Annotated in this window: 11 protein-coding genes; 8 read left to right on the plus strand and 3 right to left on the minus strand. The window is 70.7% G+C overall.

The genetic code is table 11. The features are described from left to right. Positions 1 to 330 precede the first annotated feature (330 nt). The gene (locus tag IG78_RS0120495) at positions 331 to 1,974 is read left to right on the plus strand and encodes a serine/threonine-protein kinase (protein WP_030565317.1); all 1,644 of its coding nucleotides are present in this window, start codon (positions 331 to 333) and stop codon (positions 1,972 to 1,974) included. A gap of 203 nt (positions 1,975 to 2,177) precedes the next feature. After that, complete coding sequence (locus IG78_RS0120500; protein ID WP_051852801.1) at positions 2,178 to 2,453, plus strand: WXG100 family type VII secretion target; 276 nt, start codon at positions 2,178 to 2,180, stop codon at positions 2,451 to 2,453. Positions 2,454 to 2,637: 184 nt separating this feature from the next. On the opposite strand, the gene IG78_RS0120505 is transcribed toward IG78_RS0120500, so the two are convergent. Both IG78_RS0120505 and IG78_RS0120510 read right to left on the minus strand, forming a co-directional pair. Continuing rightward, positions 2,638 to 7,110 carry a type VII secretion EssC family protein gene (locus IG78_RS0120505; RefSeq protein ID WP_030565329.1) on the minus strand — a complete coding sequence of 1,491 codons (4,473 nt, stop codon included), beginning with the start codon at positions 7,108 to 7,110 and terminating at the stop codon, positions 2,638 to 2,640. A gap of 230 nt (positions 7,111 to 7,340) precedes the next feature. Then, positions 7,341 to 7,607 carry a hypothetical protein gene (locus IG78_RS0120510; RefSeq protein WP_030565331.1) on the minus strand — a complete coding sequence of 89 codons (267 nt, stop codon included), beginning with the start codon at positions 7,605 to 7,607 and terminating at the stop codon, positions 7,341 to 7,343. Between the two features lie 341 nt (positions 7,608 to 7,948). Between IG78_RS0120510 and IG78_RS0120515 the strand changes: the two genes are divergently transcribed. From IG78_RS0120515 to IG78_RS0120540, 6 genes are all read left to right on the plus strand, one after another. Further along, entirely contained in the window at positions 7,949 to 8,482 is a 534-nt protein-coding gene (locus tag IG78_RS0120515) for a DUF3093 family protein (RefSeq protein ID WP_031128972.1), read from the plus strand. Between the two features lie 12 nt (positions 8,483 to 8,494). Then, positions 8,495 to 9,319 (plus strand): hypothetical protein, encoded by an 825-nt coding sequence (locus tag IG78_RS0120520; protein WP_030565335.1) that lies wholly within the window; start codon positions 8,495 to 8,497, stop codon positions 9,317 to 9,319. Between the two features lie 72 nt (positions 9,320 to 9,391). Further along, the gene (locus IG78_RS0120525; protein WP_051852802.1) at positions 9,392 to 10,630 is read left to right on the plus strand and encodes a hypothetical protein; all 1,239 of its coding nucleotides are present in this window, start codon (positions 9,392 to 9,394) and stop codon (positions 10,628 to 10,630) included. A gap of 135 nt (positions 10,631 to 10,765) precedes the next feature. Next, positions 10,766 to 11,248 (plus strand): hypothetical protein, encoded by a 483-nt coding sequence (locus IG78_RS0120530; protein ID WP_225882127.1) that lies wholly within the window; start codon positions 10,766 to 10,768, stop codon positions 11,246 to 11,248. 110 nt (positions 11,249 to 11,358) lie between these two features. Continuing rightward, positions 11,359 to 12,192, plus strand: a complete 834-nt coding sequence (locus IG78_RS0120535) for a hypothetical protein (RefSeq protein WP_030565340.1) — start codon at positions 11,359 to 11,361, stop codon at positions 12,190 to 12,192. A 34-nt stretch (positions 12,193 to 12,226) separates the two neighbouring features. Then, positions 12,227 to 13,522: a hypothetical protein gene (locus IG78_RS0120540; protein WP_030565342.1), complete on the plus strand. Its 1,296-nt coding sequence runs from the start codon at positions 12,227 to 12,229 to the stop codon at positions 13,520 to 13,522. 64 nt (positions 13,523 to 13,586) lie between these two features. On the opposite strand, the gene IG78_RS0120545 is transcribed toward IG78_RS0120540, so the two are convergent. Further along, complete coding sequence (locus IG78_RS0120545; RefSeq protein WP_051852803.1) at positions 13,587 to 14,171, minus strand: hypothetical protein; 585 nt, start codon at positions 14,169 to 14,171, stop codon at positions 13,587 to 13,589. Between the last annotated feature and the right edge of the window lie 35 nt (positions 14,172 to 14,206).

Here is a 14,206-nt window from a genome sequence, read left to right on the forward strand (position 1 = left end):
ATACGAATGCCGATGTGCGGCTTCCCGCTATGCCACCGCCGCCATAAGGGAACTCGTCGCCGGGATTGACGACCGGCGTCACCACAATGAACAGCGGGCCTCCTTCCCCGGCGGCCCCCCCTTCCCCGGGCGCCCCTTTCCCGGCGGTCCCCTTCCCCCGGCGGGCGCCGGGCTTCCCGGACGCCTGGACCGCACACCCGGAGGGTGTGGGGGCGCAGCCCGCGCCCATTACGCTGGCCCCCAGCACCGGCATGCGGCGGACGACCGGGGGACGTACCGGAGGGCACCGCACCGGGCATGCGGTCGCCGCATCTGGGGGAGGCCTTCGCCATGCACCCGCTCGAACCGGACGAGCCCACCGCCATCGGGCCCTACCGGCTGCTCGGCCGGCTCGGCTCCGGCGGCATGGGCCGGGTCTACCTCGGCCGCAGCGCGGGCGGCCGCACGGTCGCCGTGAAGGTCGTGCACCCGCACTTCGCGCAGGACCAGGAGTTCCGCGCCCGCTTCCGCAGGGAGGTCGAGGCGGCCCGGCGGGTCGGCGGCGCCTGGACCGCCCCGGTCCTCGACGCGGACCCGCAGGCGCCGGTGCCGTGGGTGGCGACCGGGTATGCGGCGGGCCCCTCGCTGACGGACGCGGTGCGCGAGGGCGGGCCGCTGCCCGAGCACTCGGCGCGCGTCCTGGTCGCGGGCCTCGCGGAGGCGCTGACGCACATGCACGGCCTCGGCCTTGTGCACCGCGACGTGAAGCCGTCCAACGTGCTGCTCACCCTGGACGGGCCCTGCCTCATCGACTTCGGCATCGCCCGCGCCACGGACGGCACCGCCACCCTCACCGCGCTGACCTCGACCGGCGTCTCCCTGGGCTCGCCCGGCTATATGCCGCCCGAGCAGATCCTCGGCAAGGGAGTCGACGGCGCGGCGGACGTCTTCTCCCTCGGCGCCGTGCTCGTCTTCGCCGCGACGGGCCGCGCGCCGTTCCCCGGCGACTCCACGGCCGCCCTGCTCTACAAGGTCGTCCACGAACAGCCCGACCTCGGCGACCTGAGCGGCGACCTGCGCGACCTCGCCACCGCCTGCCTGCACAAGGACCCCGCGGCGCGCCCCGCCCCCGCCGACCTGTCCCGCCGCCTCGCCCCCGCCGGGGCCGCCGCCCTGGTGACGGCGGGCTGGCTGCCGGGACCGCTGGTGGAACGGGTGAGCCGGAGCGCGGTGCGGCTCCTCAACCTCGACGCGGGCGCCGGGGGCGCGGCCGCCGGGCCGCCGCCAGATCCGGTGCCCGCGTCCGGTCCCGTACCGTTCACCGGCCCCGCGGCGGGGGTGTTCGGGCCGCCGGACGCGTCGTACGGGGAGACGTCCGCTCCGTCGCACGGGGCGGCGGACTCCCCCCGCCCCGGCAAGCTCTCCCTCTCCGTGGCGGCGGCGGCCACGCCCGCGCGGCCCGACGGGCGGGGCAGGAAGATGAGTTGCACGGTGGTCCTGGCCGTGGCCGGGGCGCTCGCGGCGGTCACCGTGGGGTCGGTGTTCGTGTTCGGCGTGCTGCCGAAGGACGGGGACGACAACAAGGACGCGGCGGGACAGAAGCCGAGCGCGACGGGTGACGCGCAGACACCCGCGGACGGCGCCGTTCCCGTTCGCTACCTCGGCACGTGGCGGGGCAAGGCGTCCGCGCAGCAAGGACTCGTACCGCTCGGCACGTTCGACGTGACCGTGAAGCAGGCCGCCGGGCCGGGACGGCGCATCGGCACGGTGACGCAGACGGACCTCATCGGCAACAAGTGCGTCGACATCCTCACCCTGAAGTCGGCGTCGGCCAAGGAACTCGTGGCGACGGGCGTCGGCGCCGAGTCCAACGAGAAGCAGTGCTCCCAGGCGTCCCACACCGTACGACTGCGCCCGGTCGGCGCGGAGTTGCAGTACACCTCCGTGGACCCGGGAGCGGGGGACCCGGAAGCGCGGCTGAAGAAGGTGGACTGAGGAAAAGGCGGCGACCGGGGTGAAGGCCGGGGGAGATATGTGCCTCTGCAAGGCTATGGGGGATTCGTCGAACACCGTTGTGTCGCGGCAATGTCGCAGGACCGTCGCAGGATGCGGTGGGCGGTAAACCTGGCGTTGACAGGTGCGGTAGCGTCCCACGTGGCAGTTGAGAAGATTTACTTTAGCGACACGGGGAGGTATCGATGTCTGACATCGACCGCGGTGCAAAACTCGAGAAGCTGCAGAAGCTGTACGAGGCGTTCCAGAAGAAGGAGACCGAGGTCCGCGACCTGATCCATCTCCTGGACGGCCAGGCCAACGACAGCCACGGCTTCTGGAAGGGCCCGGGCGCCGACCGGTTCCGCGACGAGTGGCGCGAGTTCAAGCCGCAGATGAACCGTCTCGCGGACTCGCTGGGCGATGCCCACAAGTCGGCCAAGAACAGCCACGACCGGATCGAGCAGGCCACCGCCCGCTGACCCGTTTCCGCGTACCCGTACGTGGGGCCCCGTAAGGGGCGCGGGGAACTGCGCGCTCAGCGCGCGACAAGCCGCAGACGCGTCTGCCGAGCAACTGTGCAGACGCGTCTGCGGCTTTTTCGTGGCTGGTCGCGCAGTTCCCCGCGCCCCTGGCGGGGCCCCGGCCCTGACGGGGCCCGGCCGGTCAGGCGTCGAGGATGGCCTGCACCGGCACTATCAGGCCGGAGCGGACCAGGATGCCGCGCCCGACGGGACCCCCGCCGGACCCGGTCGGCACCCGGACGTTGAACAGCTCCCCGTCGGACGCGCTCTGCGGCGACAGGATCATGCCCTGGCGCGAACGCCGCGCCTCCACCACGAAACCGCGGTACTGCGAGCTGAGGGTGTCCGTGGCACCGGCCACGACGATCGCGATGCCGCCGTCCCTGCCGTTCTGCGCGACCTCCTCCAACGGCCGGTCCAGGGAACCGTCGTAGAGCATGTCCGCGTCGTCGGCCACCACCGCGAACTTGCCGTCCGTACGGTCGATGAGTTCCTTCAGGTCGCGTTCCGTGCTGTCGGCGGTGAGCACGCCGAGTACGCCGGGGTCCTCCTCCAGGGATCGCAACGGCGAACGCCGGGGGGTGACCAGGATCGTCGGCACCTGGTTCGCGAGGAGGCTCTTCGCCGCCACGAGCAGGGCGGTCGACCGGCCCGACTTGGGCGGACCCGCGATCACGAAGCCGGGGCCCGACTCGTCCAGGTCGATGCCGATGGGCTCCAGTTCGTCGCCGCCGACACAGAACAGGGCCCACAGCGGCGACGGCGGCACGAACGCCGGGTCGAGTGCGCGCACCTGGTCGAGGGTGATCCGCATGGGCAGTTCGTCGACGCGCAGGGGGCGGCGCTCCCGCGGCGGCACCGGGTGCACGCGCTTGGCCTCGGCCGCGATCTCCCGCAGGGCGGCGACCTGCGCCTGGCCGGAGGGGTCGGGGGCGAGCAGGGCGATCTGGCTCTCCTGGACGCCCTGGTCGGTCAGGCGCAGGGCACGGCCCGACGGCATGTCCTTGGGCACCTCACGGGCGGAGAGGCCCGCGAGGGAGTACTCGTTGGCGTCCGTGAGACGCAGGATCAGCTTGTCCGCGAACGACGGCGAGACCTGACCGCTGAAGCCGCTGCGGTCCGCGGTCATCACGACCTTCACGCCGACCGCCGCGCCCTCCCGGAAGATCTTGGTGGCCATGTCGATGAGCTTGCCGTAGTCGACGTTCTCCAGGGCGGCGACATAGCCCTCCCAGTTGTCGATGAGCAGCACCATCCACGGCAGTTGGTCATCGGGCGCCGCGCCGGCCCGCTGTTCGGCCGCGCTGGAGAGGCCCTCCATGGCCAGGTACTGCTGCCGCCGGGCGATCTCGCCGGAGAGCCGGTCGAGCAGTCTGCGTACGCGGTCGGGCTGGTCGCGGGTGACGACGGCACCGCAGTGCGGCAGATTGGCGAGCGGCAACAAGGCGTTCGCGCCGCAGTCGATGCCGTACAGGTGCACGTCGGCCGGCGAGGTGTTGGCCGCCAGGGAACCGGCGAGGCTGCGCAGGGCGGTGGAGCGGCCCGAGCGGGCGCCGCCGGCCAGCATGATGTGCTCGCCGTGCACCAGGTCGAGCGCCAGCGGTGCCCGGCGCTGCTGCGCGGGCAGGTCGGTGAGGCCGATCCTGATGGGCGGCACCTCGTCGGCCGCGCGCGGCCGCTCCTCAGTCACGTCGGGGAGTTCGCCGAGCCACAGCAGGTCCGGCAGCGGCGGCAGCCAGGGGCTGTGCTGCTCACCGAAGCCCATCAGCTCGGCGCCCGCACGGATGGCGCCGACAAGGACGCTCAGGTCGGTGACCAGCGTCCCGTCGTCGTCGTTCGAGGCGACGCGGGGGGCGGGACGGCCGAACGCGGCCCAGTCCACGGGGAACGCGGTCGCCTTCGGCCGGTCCGCGTCGTTGCTGGGCCTGCGGCCACCGATGCGGGCCGACTGCACGGCCACGAGCGACTGGGCGCCGGAGCGTACGTAGGCGCGTCCGGGCGTGGACTTGGCGATGGCACCGGCGTCCGGCGCGTCGATCACGTCGGAGGACTCGCCGCCGTCGGTCACGCGCAGCGCGATGCGCAGGTTGGTGTTGGCGCGGATGTCGGCGCTCACGACACCTGCGGGCCGCTGCGTCGCCAGGATGAGGTGGACGCCGAGGGACCGGCCACGGCGTGCGATGTCGACGAGTCCCGCGATGAAGTCGGGGAGTTCGGCGACCAGCGAGGCGAACTCGTCGATGATCAGGACGAGCCGGGGCATCGGTGCGAGCTCCGGGCGGATCCTGCGGGTGTCGTTGTAGTCCTCCAGGTCCTTGGTGCCCGTGTCGAAGAGGATCTCCTCGCGCCGCCTCAGCTCGGCGGCGAGCGAGGCGAGCGCGCGCTCCGTCAAATGGGCGTCGAGGTCGCTGACCATGCCGACGGTGTGCGGCAGTTGGGCGCAGTCCTGGAAGGCGCTGCCGCCCTTGTAGTCGATGAGGACGAAGTTCAGGGCGTCCGGGCGGTTGGCGAGGGCCAGCGAGGCGATGATCGTCTGGAGCAGCTCGGACTTGCCCGCGCCGGTGGTGCCCGCGACCAGGGCGTGCGGCCCGTCCCTGCGGATGTCAAGGACGAAGGGGCCGTCGGCCGCGATGCCGATGGGTGCGGCCGTGGTGGAACCGCCCTGCCGCCAGATGTTCGCGACGTCGGCGCCCGTGGGGTCCGGCATGCCGAGCAGCGAGAGCAGCCGGGCCGCCGTCGGCAGGGCGGCGTCGGCGTCGTCCTGGCTGACGTCGCGCACCGGGGCCAGGGAGCGGGTCAGGAGCTCGCACCAGGCGCCGGACACCTGGTCGGCGAGTACGTCCCCGACGTGTTCGAGGCCGCCGCCGCTGACGCGTACGTGGTGGGGCTGCTCGTGCAGGCCGATGACGGCGGCCTTGCACTCCTCGGGCAGGAGCCGGTCGTCCTCGTCGACGCACACGGCGAGGATGCCGTGCCGCGGCCCCTCCTGAAGCAACTGCGGTACGCCCGGCATGCGCCGCAGCAGCCGCGCGCCGTCGAGCAGAACGAGGACGAACGGGTCCGGGCGCAGCCGGTTCGAGGCACCGAAGTCGTTCGCGGCGGCCTTCCTCCGCTCCAGCTCGGCGAGCAGCTCCTGGATGCGGCGGCCCACGACCTCGGGCTCCGAGCCGACCAGGGACATGCAGTCCTGGCCCTGCTGGGGCGCGGTGTGCGGCAGCCAGTGCGCCCAGTCCCAGGCGGCCTTGGCGTCGGCGGCGGCGGAGAGCACGACGAGGGAGAGGTCACGCGGGCTGTGCAGCCCCGTGGCCTGGGCGAGCAGCCAGCGGGACACGGCGAGGCCGAGGTCGCGCCGCCCCGCCACACCGATGACGCCCAGTTCGGGCAGCGCCAGGGTGACCGGGACGTCGGCGACGACGGGGGGCTCCGGCGGTTCGTCGAAGCTGCTGCTCTTGGCGGCCCTCAGCTCGATCTCCGCGGGCAGCGTGGCGAGGCCCACCCGCAACTGGAGCACGTCGGGGTCGACGATCCTGCGCTCCCACAGGCGCCGGCGCGGCCCGGTCGCGTACAGCAGGAGTTCGGCGGGGTCGGGGTGGGCGGCGCGGCGGGCCCGCTGGTCGGCCTTGCCGAGCTCGGTGACCTGCGCGTCGAACGCGACGCACGCCTGCTTGTACTCCTTGACTTCCTGCTTGTACTTCTTGCGCTGGTGGCGGGCCTCGCTGAACCAGTACCCGAGCATCATCAGCGGGCTCATCGCGCAGAAGAGCAGCGTGTAGATCTGCCGGGTCATGAAGTACATGCTCAGACCGAACAGGGCCGGTATGAACGAGGTGATGAGCTGGAGCCGCGGGCCCTCGCCCTTCACGGGCTCCGCGGGCACCGTCACCCGCGGGCGCTGCCGCGGCGGGGAGAACCGGGGCGGGCGGTTGTAGGCGTAGCCGCCGTCGTCGGTGGGGGCGAGGTGGGCGTCCGGCGCCTCGGTCTCGGCCAGGATCACCCGGGTGTCGCCGACCGCGAGCAGCAGGCCCGTGGGCCAGGGGCAGTCGGCGGTCACGGGCGAGTCGTCCAGGGTCAGGGGTACGCCGTCCTGCGGGCGCAGCGTGACGCTGCCGTCGACGCCCACGGCGATCCGGAAGGCGAGGCCAGGGACGGTCGGGTCGGCGACGGGCAGCGTGCAGGAGGCGTCGGTGCCGACGCTCACGGTGCCCGCCTGGACGCGGGTGACGCGGCCGGTGTCCGGGCCGCCGCACACCCGCAGCTCGAAGCGGCCGACCGGTTCGCCCGCGCGCAGGAAGGGCCCGATGGAGTCGTCGGTGGTGACGCGCACGCCGTCGCGGAGCGCCGAGGACGCGGGGGCCGCGGCGTCGTACAGGGTCCCGTCCACCCACAGCCCCGCGGCCCTGGTGCCCGCGGTGCCGTCGGCGGCCTCGACGCCGTTTGATCCGTCGGCGCCCTTGACGGCTAGGGAGGCGGGGAAGCGTCCCGTGACCACGTTGCTCGTGTCGGCCGCGACGGTGAGACAGGCCGCCGCGTCGGCGACCGTCGCGTCGTCCTCCACGGTCAGCAGGACGTCCTGCGGGGCGACGCCCTCCCGTACGGCGGTCACCATGACCTGCATGCTGATGCTTCCTCCCGGCCTTCGGCCTTCGACCAGACCTCGTCCCGGCCTTGGACACGGCCTGTTCCAGGCCTTGGACACGGCCTGTTCCCGGCCTTGGACACGGCCTGTTCCCGGCCTTGGACACGGCCTGTTCCAGGCGTTGTAACCCCGGCCTGTTCCAGGCGCTGTAACCCCGGCCTGTTCCAGGCCTTCGACGCAGAGCTTCCCGGGCCCCCGGGCCCGCTTGCCTACTTCTCCTTCTTGTCCTTCTTCGCGTCCTTGACCGCCTGGTCGCAACTGCGGGCGACGTCGCGCAGCGCCTCCGCGACGTTCTCGCATTTGGTCTTCCAGCTCTTCAGGTCGCCCCGCACACCGTCGGCGTGCGGCCCGGCCCAGGACTTCATCTGCGTCGTCGAGAAGTCACGCGTGGCCTTCGGGAGATCCTCGATGTGGTCCGCGAGGCTGCGCAACTGGGAAGCCCTTTTCGTCTGCTCCGCGAGCTCTGGATCCGCCACCTCGACTACCTCCCCGTTGAACTGTCGACACCGGCCCGCCGGGCGCGGCGGGGGCTGCCCCGGGACGCCCGCGTTCGTAGCCGGTCCTGGAACGAGAGTACTCAGGGGCCCTCGGGGGTGTCGAAGTGCGGGACGGCGGAAGAAGGAATTCCCATCCGGCGTCGACTCAATTGCTCCCGCAATGCCCGGTGCGCCGGTATCGGGCGGGCATTCTCACGCCGACCCATGCAGCAAGTTGCCTGCTATGGGGGACTTGACCCCATATCACCATTGGCGGAACTGCGGGCCCCGTGGATAGCGTCAACCAGTCGGACGCGCCCCATAACCAGCAGCGAGGAAGCATGTATTACGAGGAGAGGCCCAAAAGGACGTGGTCCGTCATATGCGTGGTGCTCTACCTCGCCGGTATGGCGTACCTGGGCGTGGGGACGCTGCCCGACGACCTCGGTGTCTGGCTGGGGCTCGGCGCCCTGTTCCTGCTGCCTCTCGGCGTCTGCCTCGCCGTCCCGTTCTCGAAGCTCGTCCACCACCGCATCGACCTGGACGCGCGGACGCTGCGGGTGGGCCGTGAGCGCCTCCCGCTCGATTCGCTGGACCCCGGCTCCGTGCGGGCGGCCCTGGGCGAGGCCGTGCCGGGCGCGGCGCAGCGCTATGCCACCTCGCTGAACACGATCGACGCACCGCTGCCCGGGTTCCGCGCCGCCGACCAGGGCAACCCGCGGCTCGTGGGCGGGGCTTGGGGCGTGCCGATGGGCATGGACAGCGTCGTGATCGGCACCCGCCGGGGCGAACGGCTCACCATCGCCACCCGCGACCGGGCCGCGTTCCTCACCGCCCTGTCCCGGGCGACCGCCGCCGCCCCCCACCACCTCTAGAGGGAGTAGAAGATGCCCGCCATGGATCCGACCCGGCGACGGCTGCGGCTGTCGGACGCGCACATCAGTGTGCTTGGGCTGCTCGTCGAGGAGGGGGAGGTGCCGGAGGAGTTGGCGCAGGCGCACTCCCAACTGCGGTCCGCGGGAATCCTCGACGACGACGACAAGATCGCGTCCGAACTCTTCCCGCTGGTCTCCACCCTGCTGGAACCGCATGTCATCGCGCGCGTGGAGCTGACAGGGCCGCGGGGTGTCTCCACCAGCGGTGTCGTCGTCGGTAACGAGTTCGTCTTCGCGCACGAGGCGTGGCCGGGGGAGACGGAGTCGGAGTACGTCCCGGTGCAGCCCGCGATGCTGGTCTTCGAGCTGTCCCGGATGGTGGACCTGCATCAGGACGACACCGACGCCGACGGCATCGGCGAGGAGATCGTCTCGACGATGGGCGTTCTCGACGCGGTCGTGGACCGCATGGAGTCCGAGGGCGTCGATGAGCCCGACACCATCACCGGGGCCGTGAACGCCCCGGCCCGCCTGACGGAGATCCTGACGCAACTCAACTGCATGTGGCGGATGACCGTGGTCTGGCCCGGGGGCGAGGGACGGCCCGACGGCCTCGGCCTGGCCGGCCTCGCTGTCTGGGACTGCGGCCTGGAGGGCTACTGGGTACGGGAGGCACCGGCGGAGCCGATCCATGAGGGCCAGGTCGACACGAGCAGCGAGCTCAAGGTGCGCCGCGTCACGGCCAAGGAGATCTGGGAGCGGATCACGGACCTCCTGCCCGACCAGGACCAGCTCCTCGTCGACGCGCCCACCGCACCGGCGGCACCGGCTTCCTAGAACCCCGGCAACCACCCGAGTGGGAGCCGAACCAGCAACCGCGATCAAGTCAAGTCGGACTCAGGGGGACAAGTGACCGACGACTCCATGCGCCTCGCCAAACCAGCGGACCTCGAGCAGCTCGCCAAGCTGATCGACGGCAGGGGTGCGCTCCAGGACCGTCTGGACGAGGCGTTCACACGCGCCTCGAACCTGGGCGTACGGGACAAGCTCGCACCCATCAGCCCGATGGCGTCATGGGTGACGAAGACGGCACCCGACCTGCGCAAGCGGGCCGCCATCATCAGGGCAGGCGACGGCGACCCGCTGGCCGCCGCGCTGTACGCGGGTTTCACGCCCGAGCAGTTGAAGGGCGTGGACCTGCCGCCCGACACGATGCTCATCGCGAACGCCTCCGTGGCCAACGGTGACAAATTCGATCCCGGTTGGCTGAAACGGCAGGAGGGCGAGACACTCAACGACTGGCTGACCAGGATCAAGGGTGAGGCCGTCGCCAAGGTCACGGACAACAAGAACGCGGGCGAAGTAGTCAGCGACTACATCGAGTTGACGGCACTGGCCTCAACAATGCCGCAGGTATTCAAGATGTCGGTGCTCGGCACGATGAAACTCATCAAGCATTTCAAGCATGGTGAATTCCTCAAGGCGCCCGGCACCACGCTTTCGCAGCTTCTCCGCGGGCAGTCGCCGTCCAAGTTCACTCCGGCGAGCGTCGTCAGGATGGGAGCCAGGATCGGGGCCAGGATTCCCGCCCCGATCCTCGACGCGCTCGCGGGGAAGAACAGCCTCGCGGTCCTGGACGGAAAGCGGTGGGCCTGGGAGGCCAACCTCATCAAGGTGGGGAAGAACGCTTCCACCCTGCAGCGGGCCGGCGGCGCAGGAAAGCTCGCCGCCTTCACGACCGGAGCCGGTACCGCTCTCCGTACGGGCGGTTTCTGGCGGGTCGCCGGCGTCGGCGGCGGTGTGGTGGCGACGGCTGCGGGCGCGTTCGACGTCGTGCAGCAAGGCAATCCCGTCGACGCGTTCAAGCGGGACAAGGCCGGTTATGTCTCCGACGTGTCCGGCACCCTCTTCAACGCCTCCCTGACCGCCGCGATGGTCGCCCCCACACCGTGGACCCTCGGAGCGGCCGCGATCACAGGAGCCGTTTACGGAGTGTCCTCCGTCATCGACAACTGGGACAAGGTGAAGAAGTTCCCCGGTAAGGTCGCCGACGCCGGACGCTGGGCGGGCAAGAAGGTCGGGGAAGGCGTGGACAAGCTAAAGGAGGGCGGCAAGAAACTGGTAAGCGGACTGAACCCCTTCGACTGACCGCGGCACGGGAAAGGCGAGCAGGCAGGCATGGGCGCATCTTCGTTCGAACTTCGACACAGGTATTCCACCGGACATATGAGTCCGCGAGAGCGCATTTCTTTCTGGGGCGGTGAGGTGAGTGGCCTTGGGGCCGTGGAACTCGTTCTCCCGGCCCTGGAGCTCGTGCACGTTCAGGATCGGACGACGCACATCGGTGCGCTGGTGACGGGCGACAGCATTCCACCGTCGTCATTCGTCGGCTGGCCGTACTCCGGAAGGCCACGGCTCGCCCGAGGGAAGTTGAGCGTCGCCGGGCGTGACGCCGCCTTCTCGAGGAAGTCCTGGAGGACGGGCAAGGAAGAGCGGGCGCTGCGCATCTGGGCCGTCGGGCGCGAGTACACCTACGTGGAGAAGCAGGACAAGCGGCACCATGCTCTGGTGCGCGACGAAGCCAAGGTCGACATGGAGCGCTCCAGTTGGCGGGATCCAGAGGTGATCTCGGGCAGCGTCCAGGGCGCGGCGGACTCGGTGGACATCAGCATCGCCATCCTGTTCGAGGGGGTGTACGCGCGAGACCTCTCCCTGCGCGGCGCGTTGATCTCCGCTCCGGGACGGTTCATGGACCGGCTGTCGTAGCGACGGTTGCCGATCGCGACGGCGGCCGCGCGCAGGCCGGTCGCCCATCGCCAGTACGGCCGCTCCACCCCCTGCGCGAAAGCGAATCTGTGTAAGCGACACTGATCCACATGCCTTCCTTCGACAGCTCCCGCGGCCGGTTCAAGCTGGCCGAGCGCCACCTCGCCGTCTTCGCTCATCTCCTGGACAAGGAGACCCCGCCCGCCGAGCTGTACCACTCGCTCGGTGAGTTGCAGCAGATCGGTCTGGTGGGACCCGAGGGGGAGCTGTCCCCGCTGCTCCGGGAGTTCCTGACCGCGCTCGCGCGTCCGCTGGTGCTGATCCAGGCGGAGGTGACCGGGCAGCACGGTCCCCTCGCCCACGGTGTGGTCGTGGGGCAGGACGCCGTGTTCTCCCACGACGCGTGGCCGGGTGACGAGGAGTCGGAGTACGTGCCGATCGAGCCGGGGACCCTGGTGTGGGAGATGGCCCGCAAGGTCAAGCTGCGCCGGGGCGAGCGGGACGCGGAACACGCCGCGGGAGTCTCCGGCATCACGACGACGATGGGTGCCCTCGACGCGGTGTTCGCCGCCCTGGAGGGTGTGACCGACGAGGCGGCGGACCTGCGGGACGTGGCCCGTACCGCGCTCTCCGCGGCGAGCGACCTGGCCGAGCCCGAGCTCACCGCGCTCGTCGACCTGACGCTGAACCTCGACTCCACCTGGCGCATGACCACGGCGTGGGGCGCCGAGGACTCCCAGTCGGTGCGTTCCCTCGCGGTGTGGGACTGCGGGCAGCACGGGCACTGGCTGCGGGTTCAGCCCGAGGAGCCGATCCAGGAGGGCCAGGTCGGCCCCGAGAGCACGCTGCGGCTCGTCCGCTCCAGTGCGGGCGAGGTCTGGGACAAGCTCGCGGACCTCCTGCCGGAGAAGGACGAACTGGTCGGCGCGGGCGCCACTGCCTAGCACCCACGGCAGTCGCACTCACAGGGGGAACGAAATGCGGAACGTCAATCCGGACGACCTGGACCAGCTCGCCAAGCTCATCGACGGCAAGGGCGGTCTGGAGGACAGACTCGACGAGGCTTTCACCCGGGCGTCGCACCTCGGGGTCACCGACAAGCTCGGCCCCATCAGACCGATGCGCACCTGGGTCACCACCACGGCGCCCGACCTGCGCAAGCGGGCGACGCTCGTGCGCGGCGAGCAGCTCTTCGAACGCGGTCACCGCGAGACGTACAGCGACTGGCTGGCACGTATCGAGGCGCACTATCTGGCGAAGGTGCCGGGGCTGAAGGAGGCCGGTGAGAAGAACGTCGAGGAGGCGCTGAAGAACCTCAGCGAGGTCCTCACGCTGATGAAGGTCGGCGGTGTGACCACGGTCGCGGCCGCGGCCATGGCGACCGTCTTCACCCAGAACTCCTGGCACAGCGGACTGCTCAGGACGGCCCTCAACTCCGATTGGTGGGCGCGCGGCGGGAGCGCACGCGCGTGGGCGGGCGCCCGTCTGCTCGGCCTCCCGCAGGGCGAGCTGCGTTCGCTCGCCGCCCCGGGCAGTTGGCTTCCCGGCCAACTGGGCAACATGTTCACCCGGAACAGGCTCTATCAACAGGCCACCCGGGTCCCGTTCACCACGACGCTCCGGAGCACCTTGCTGGGGCGGGCCTGGGACGGCTTCCGGACGCTGCCCGTTGTGCGTTCCCCCTTGGTGACCAGCGGCGTCAACTTCTTCGTCGGATCGGACGCGCTGGCCGCACGGTACGGAGGGGTGACGCACTCGGGGGCGACGGTCGCCCGCGCCGGGCAGGCGAGCCTCTTCAGGGTCGGCCGGACGGCCGCCTACTTCCAGAAGCTCAACAACGCCCGGCCGTCCGTCATCGCCGCGGGCAGGACGGCGTCCCCGTTCCTCAAGGGGCTCGGCGCCGCCTCGAAGGCGGGAGGGTTCATCCGCGTCGCCGGTATCGGCGGGACCGCCCTGTCCACGGGTGTCAGCGCCGCCAACGTCTGGGCGCAGGGAAACCCGAAGGAAGCGTTCAAGAAGAACGGCGCCGGATATGTCGCGGACGTGGCGGAGGTCGGCTTCAACGCGTCCTTGACGTCGGCGATGGTGGCGCCCAATCCCTTCACGATCGGCGCCACCGTGGTCACCGGCGCCGTCTACGGCGGGGCCAAGGTCGTCGAGCACTGGGACGACATCAAGCACGGCGCGGGTAAGGCCAAGGACTGGGTCGGAAACAAGGCACAGGACCTGGGGAAGAGCGTCGCCAAATCCAAACTGAACCCGATGAACTGGTAACCGGGCTGAAGCCGGTGAACTGGTAACCGGGCTGAAGCCGGTGAACCGGTAGCCGGATCGGCAGCTACTCCGCGCCGCCCTCATTGCGTCCCGGGAACAGCAGCCGGTTCACGGTGCTGGAAATCGCGCCGCCGGCGGTGAGTTCGTCCGTGTCGATTTCCTCGAAGGCGACAGCGAGCGCGAGATCGACGGCGTCCGCCTCCCCGGTCACGCTGCCGAAACTGCTCATGCCCTTCTTGGCCGGGCTCGGGCCGCGGGTGAGGGAGACAAGGACACCGGGGCGGCTCAGCGTGGCCGACTTCCTCGCGCGCGTCACCACGTACTCGTACGAACGATCCTGGTACTCCAGGTGCAGCGCCCGCGCGGTGTTGCGGTAGGCCTTGTCGTTGAACCGGAGCAGGACGGGCTGTCCGGCGAGGGTGAGGCGCGCGTTCTTCAGCCTCGGCTCGCCGGGGCCGACCGTCTGGTAAAGGAGGTCGGGCATCTTGTCGCCGTATACGTGTACGTCCATGTGGACGCCGGTCGTCCGGGCGAATCCCTTACGGCGCTCGGCTTCGACCGTCACCTCTTCGAACGCACCCACGACGCCTTTGCGGCCCCGGATCTTCTTGTGGAAATAGGGATGCAGCTCGAACTGGTAATCCGTCATTTATCTGCCCGAGTCCTTCTCTCGCCCTGTGACAT

This window comes from Streptomyces aureocirculatus, assembly GCF_000720475.1.
Taxonomy (GTDB): Bacteria; Actinomycetota; Actinomycetes; order Streptomycetales; family Streptomycetaceae; genus Streptomyces; species Streptomyces aureocirculatus.

Bases quoted from the DNA above. Each gene is read 5' to 3' on its own strand.
- IG78_RS0120535 (WP_030565340.1), top strand. From the start codon at position 11,359: ATGCCTTCCTTCGACAGCTCCCGCGGCCGGTTCAAGCTGGCCGAGCGC.
- IG78_RS0120500 (WP_051852801.1), top strand. From the start codon at position 2,178: ATGTCTGACATCGACCGCGGTGCAAAACTCGAGAAGCTGCAGAAGCTG.
- IG78_RS0120515 (WP_031128972.1), top strand. From the start codon at position 7,949: ATGTATTACGAGGAGAGGCCCAAAAGGACGTGGTCCGTCATATGCGTG.
- IG78_RS0120545 (WP_051852803.1), bottom strand. From the start codon at position 14,171: ATGACGGATTACCAGTTCGAGCTGCATCCCTATTTCCACAAGAAGATC.
- IG78_RS0120505 (WP_030565329.1), bottom strand. From the start codon at position 7,110: ATGCAGGTCATGGTGACCGCCGTACGGGAGGGCGTCGCCCCGCAGGAC.
- IG78_RS0120520 (WP_030565335.1), top strand. From the start codon at position 8,495: ATGCCCGCCATGGATCCGACCCGGCGACGGCTGCGGCTGTCGGACGCG.
- IG78_RS0120495 (WP_030565317.1), top strand. From the start codon at position 331: ATGCACCCGCTCGAACCGGACGAGCCCACCGCCATCGGGCCCTACCGG.
- IG78_RS0120540 (WP_030565342.1), top strand. From the start codon at position 12,227: ATGCGGAACGTCAATCCGGACGACCTGGACCAGCTCGCCAAGCTCATC.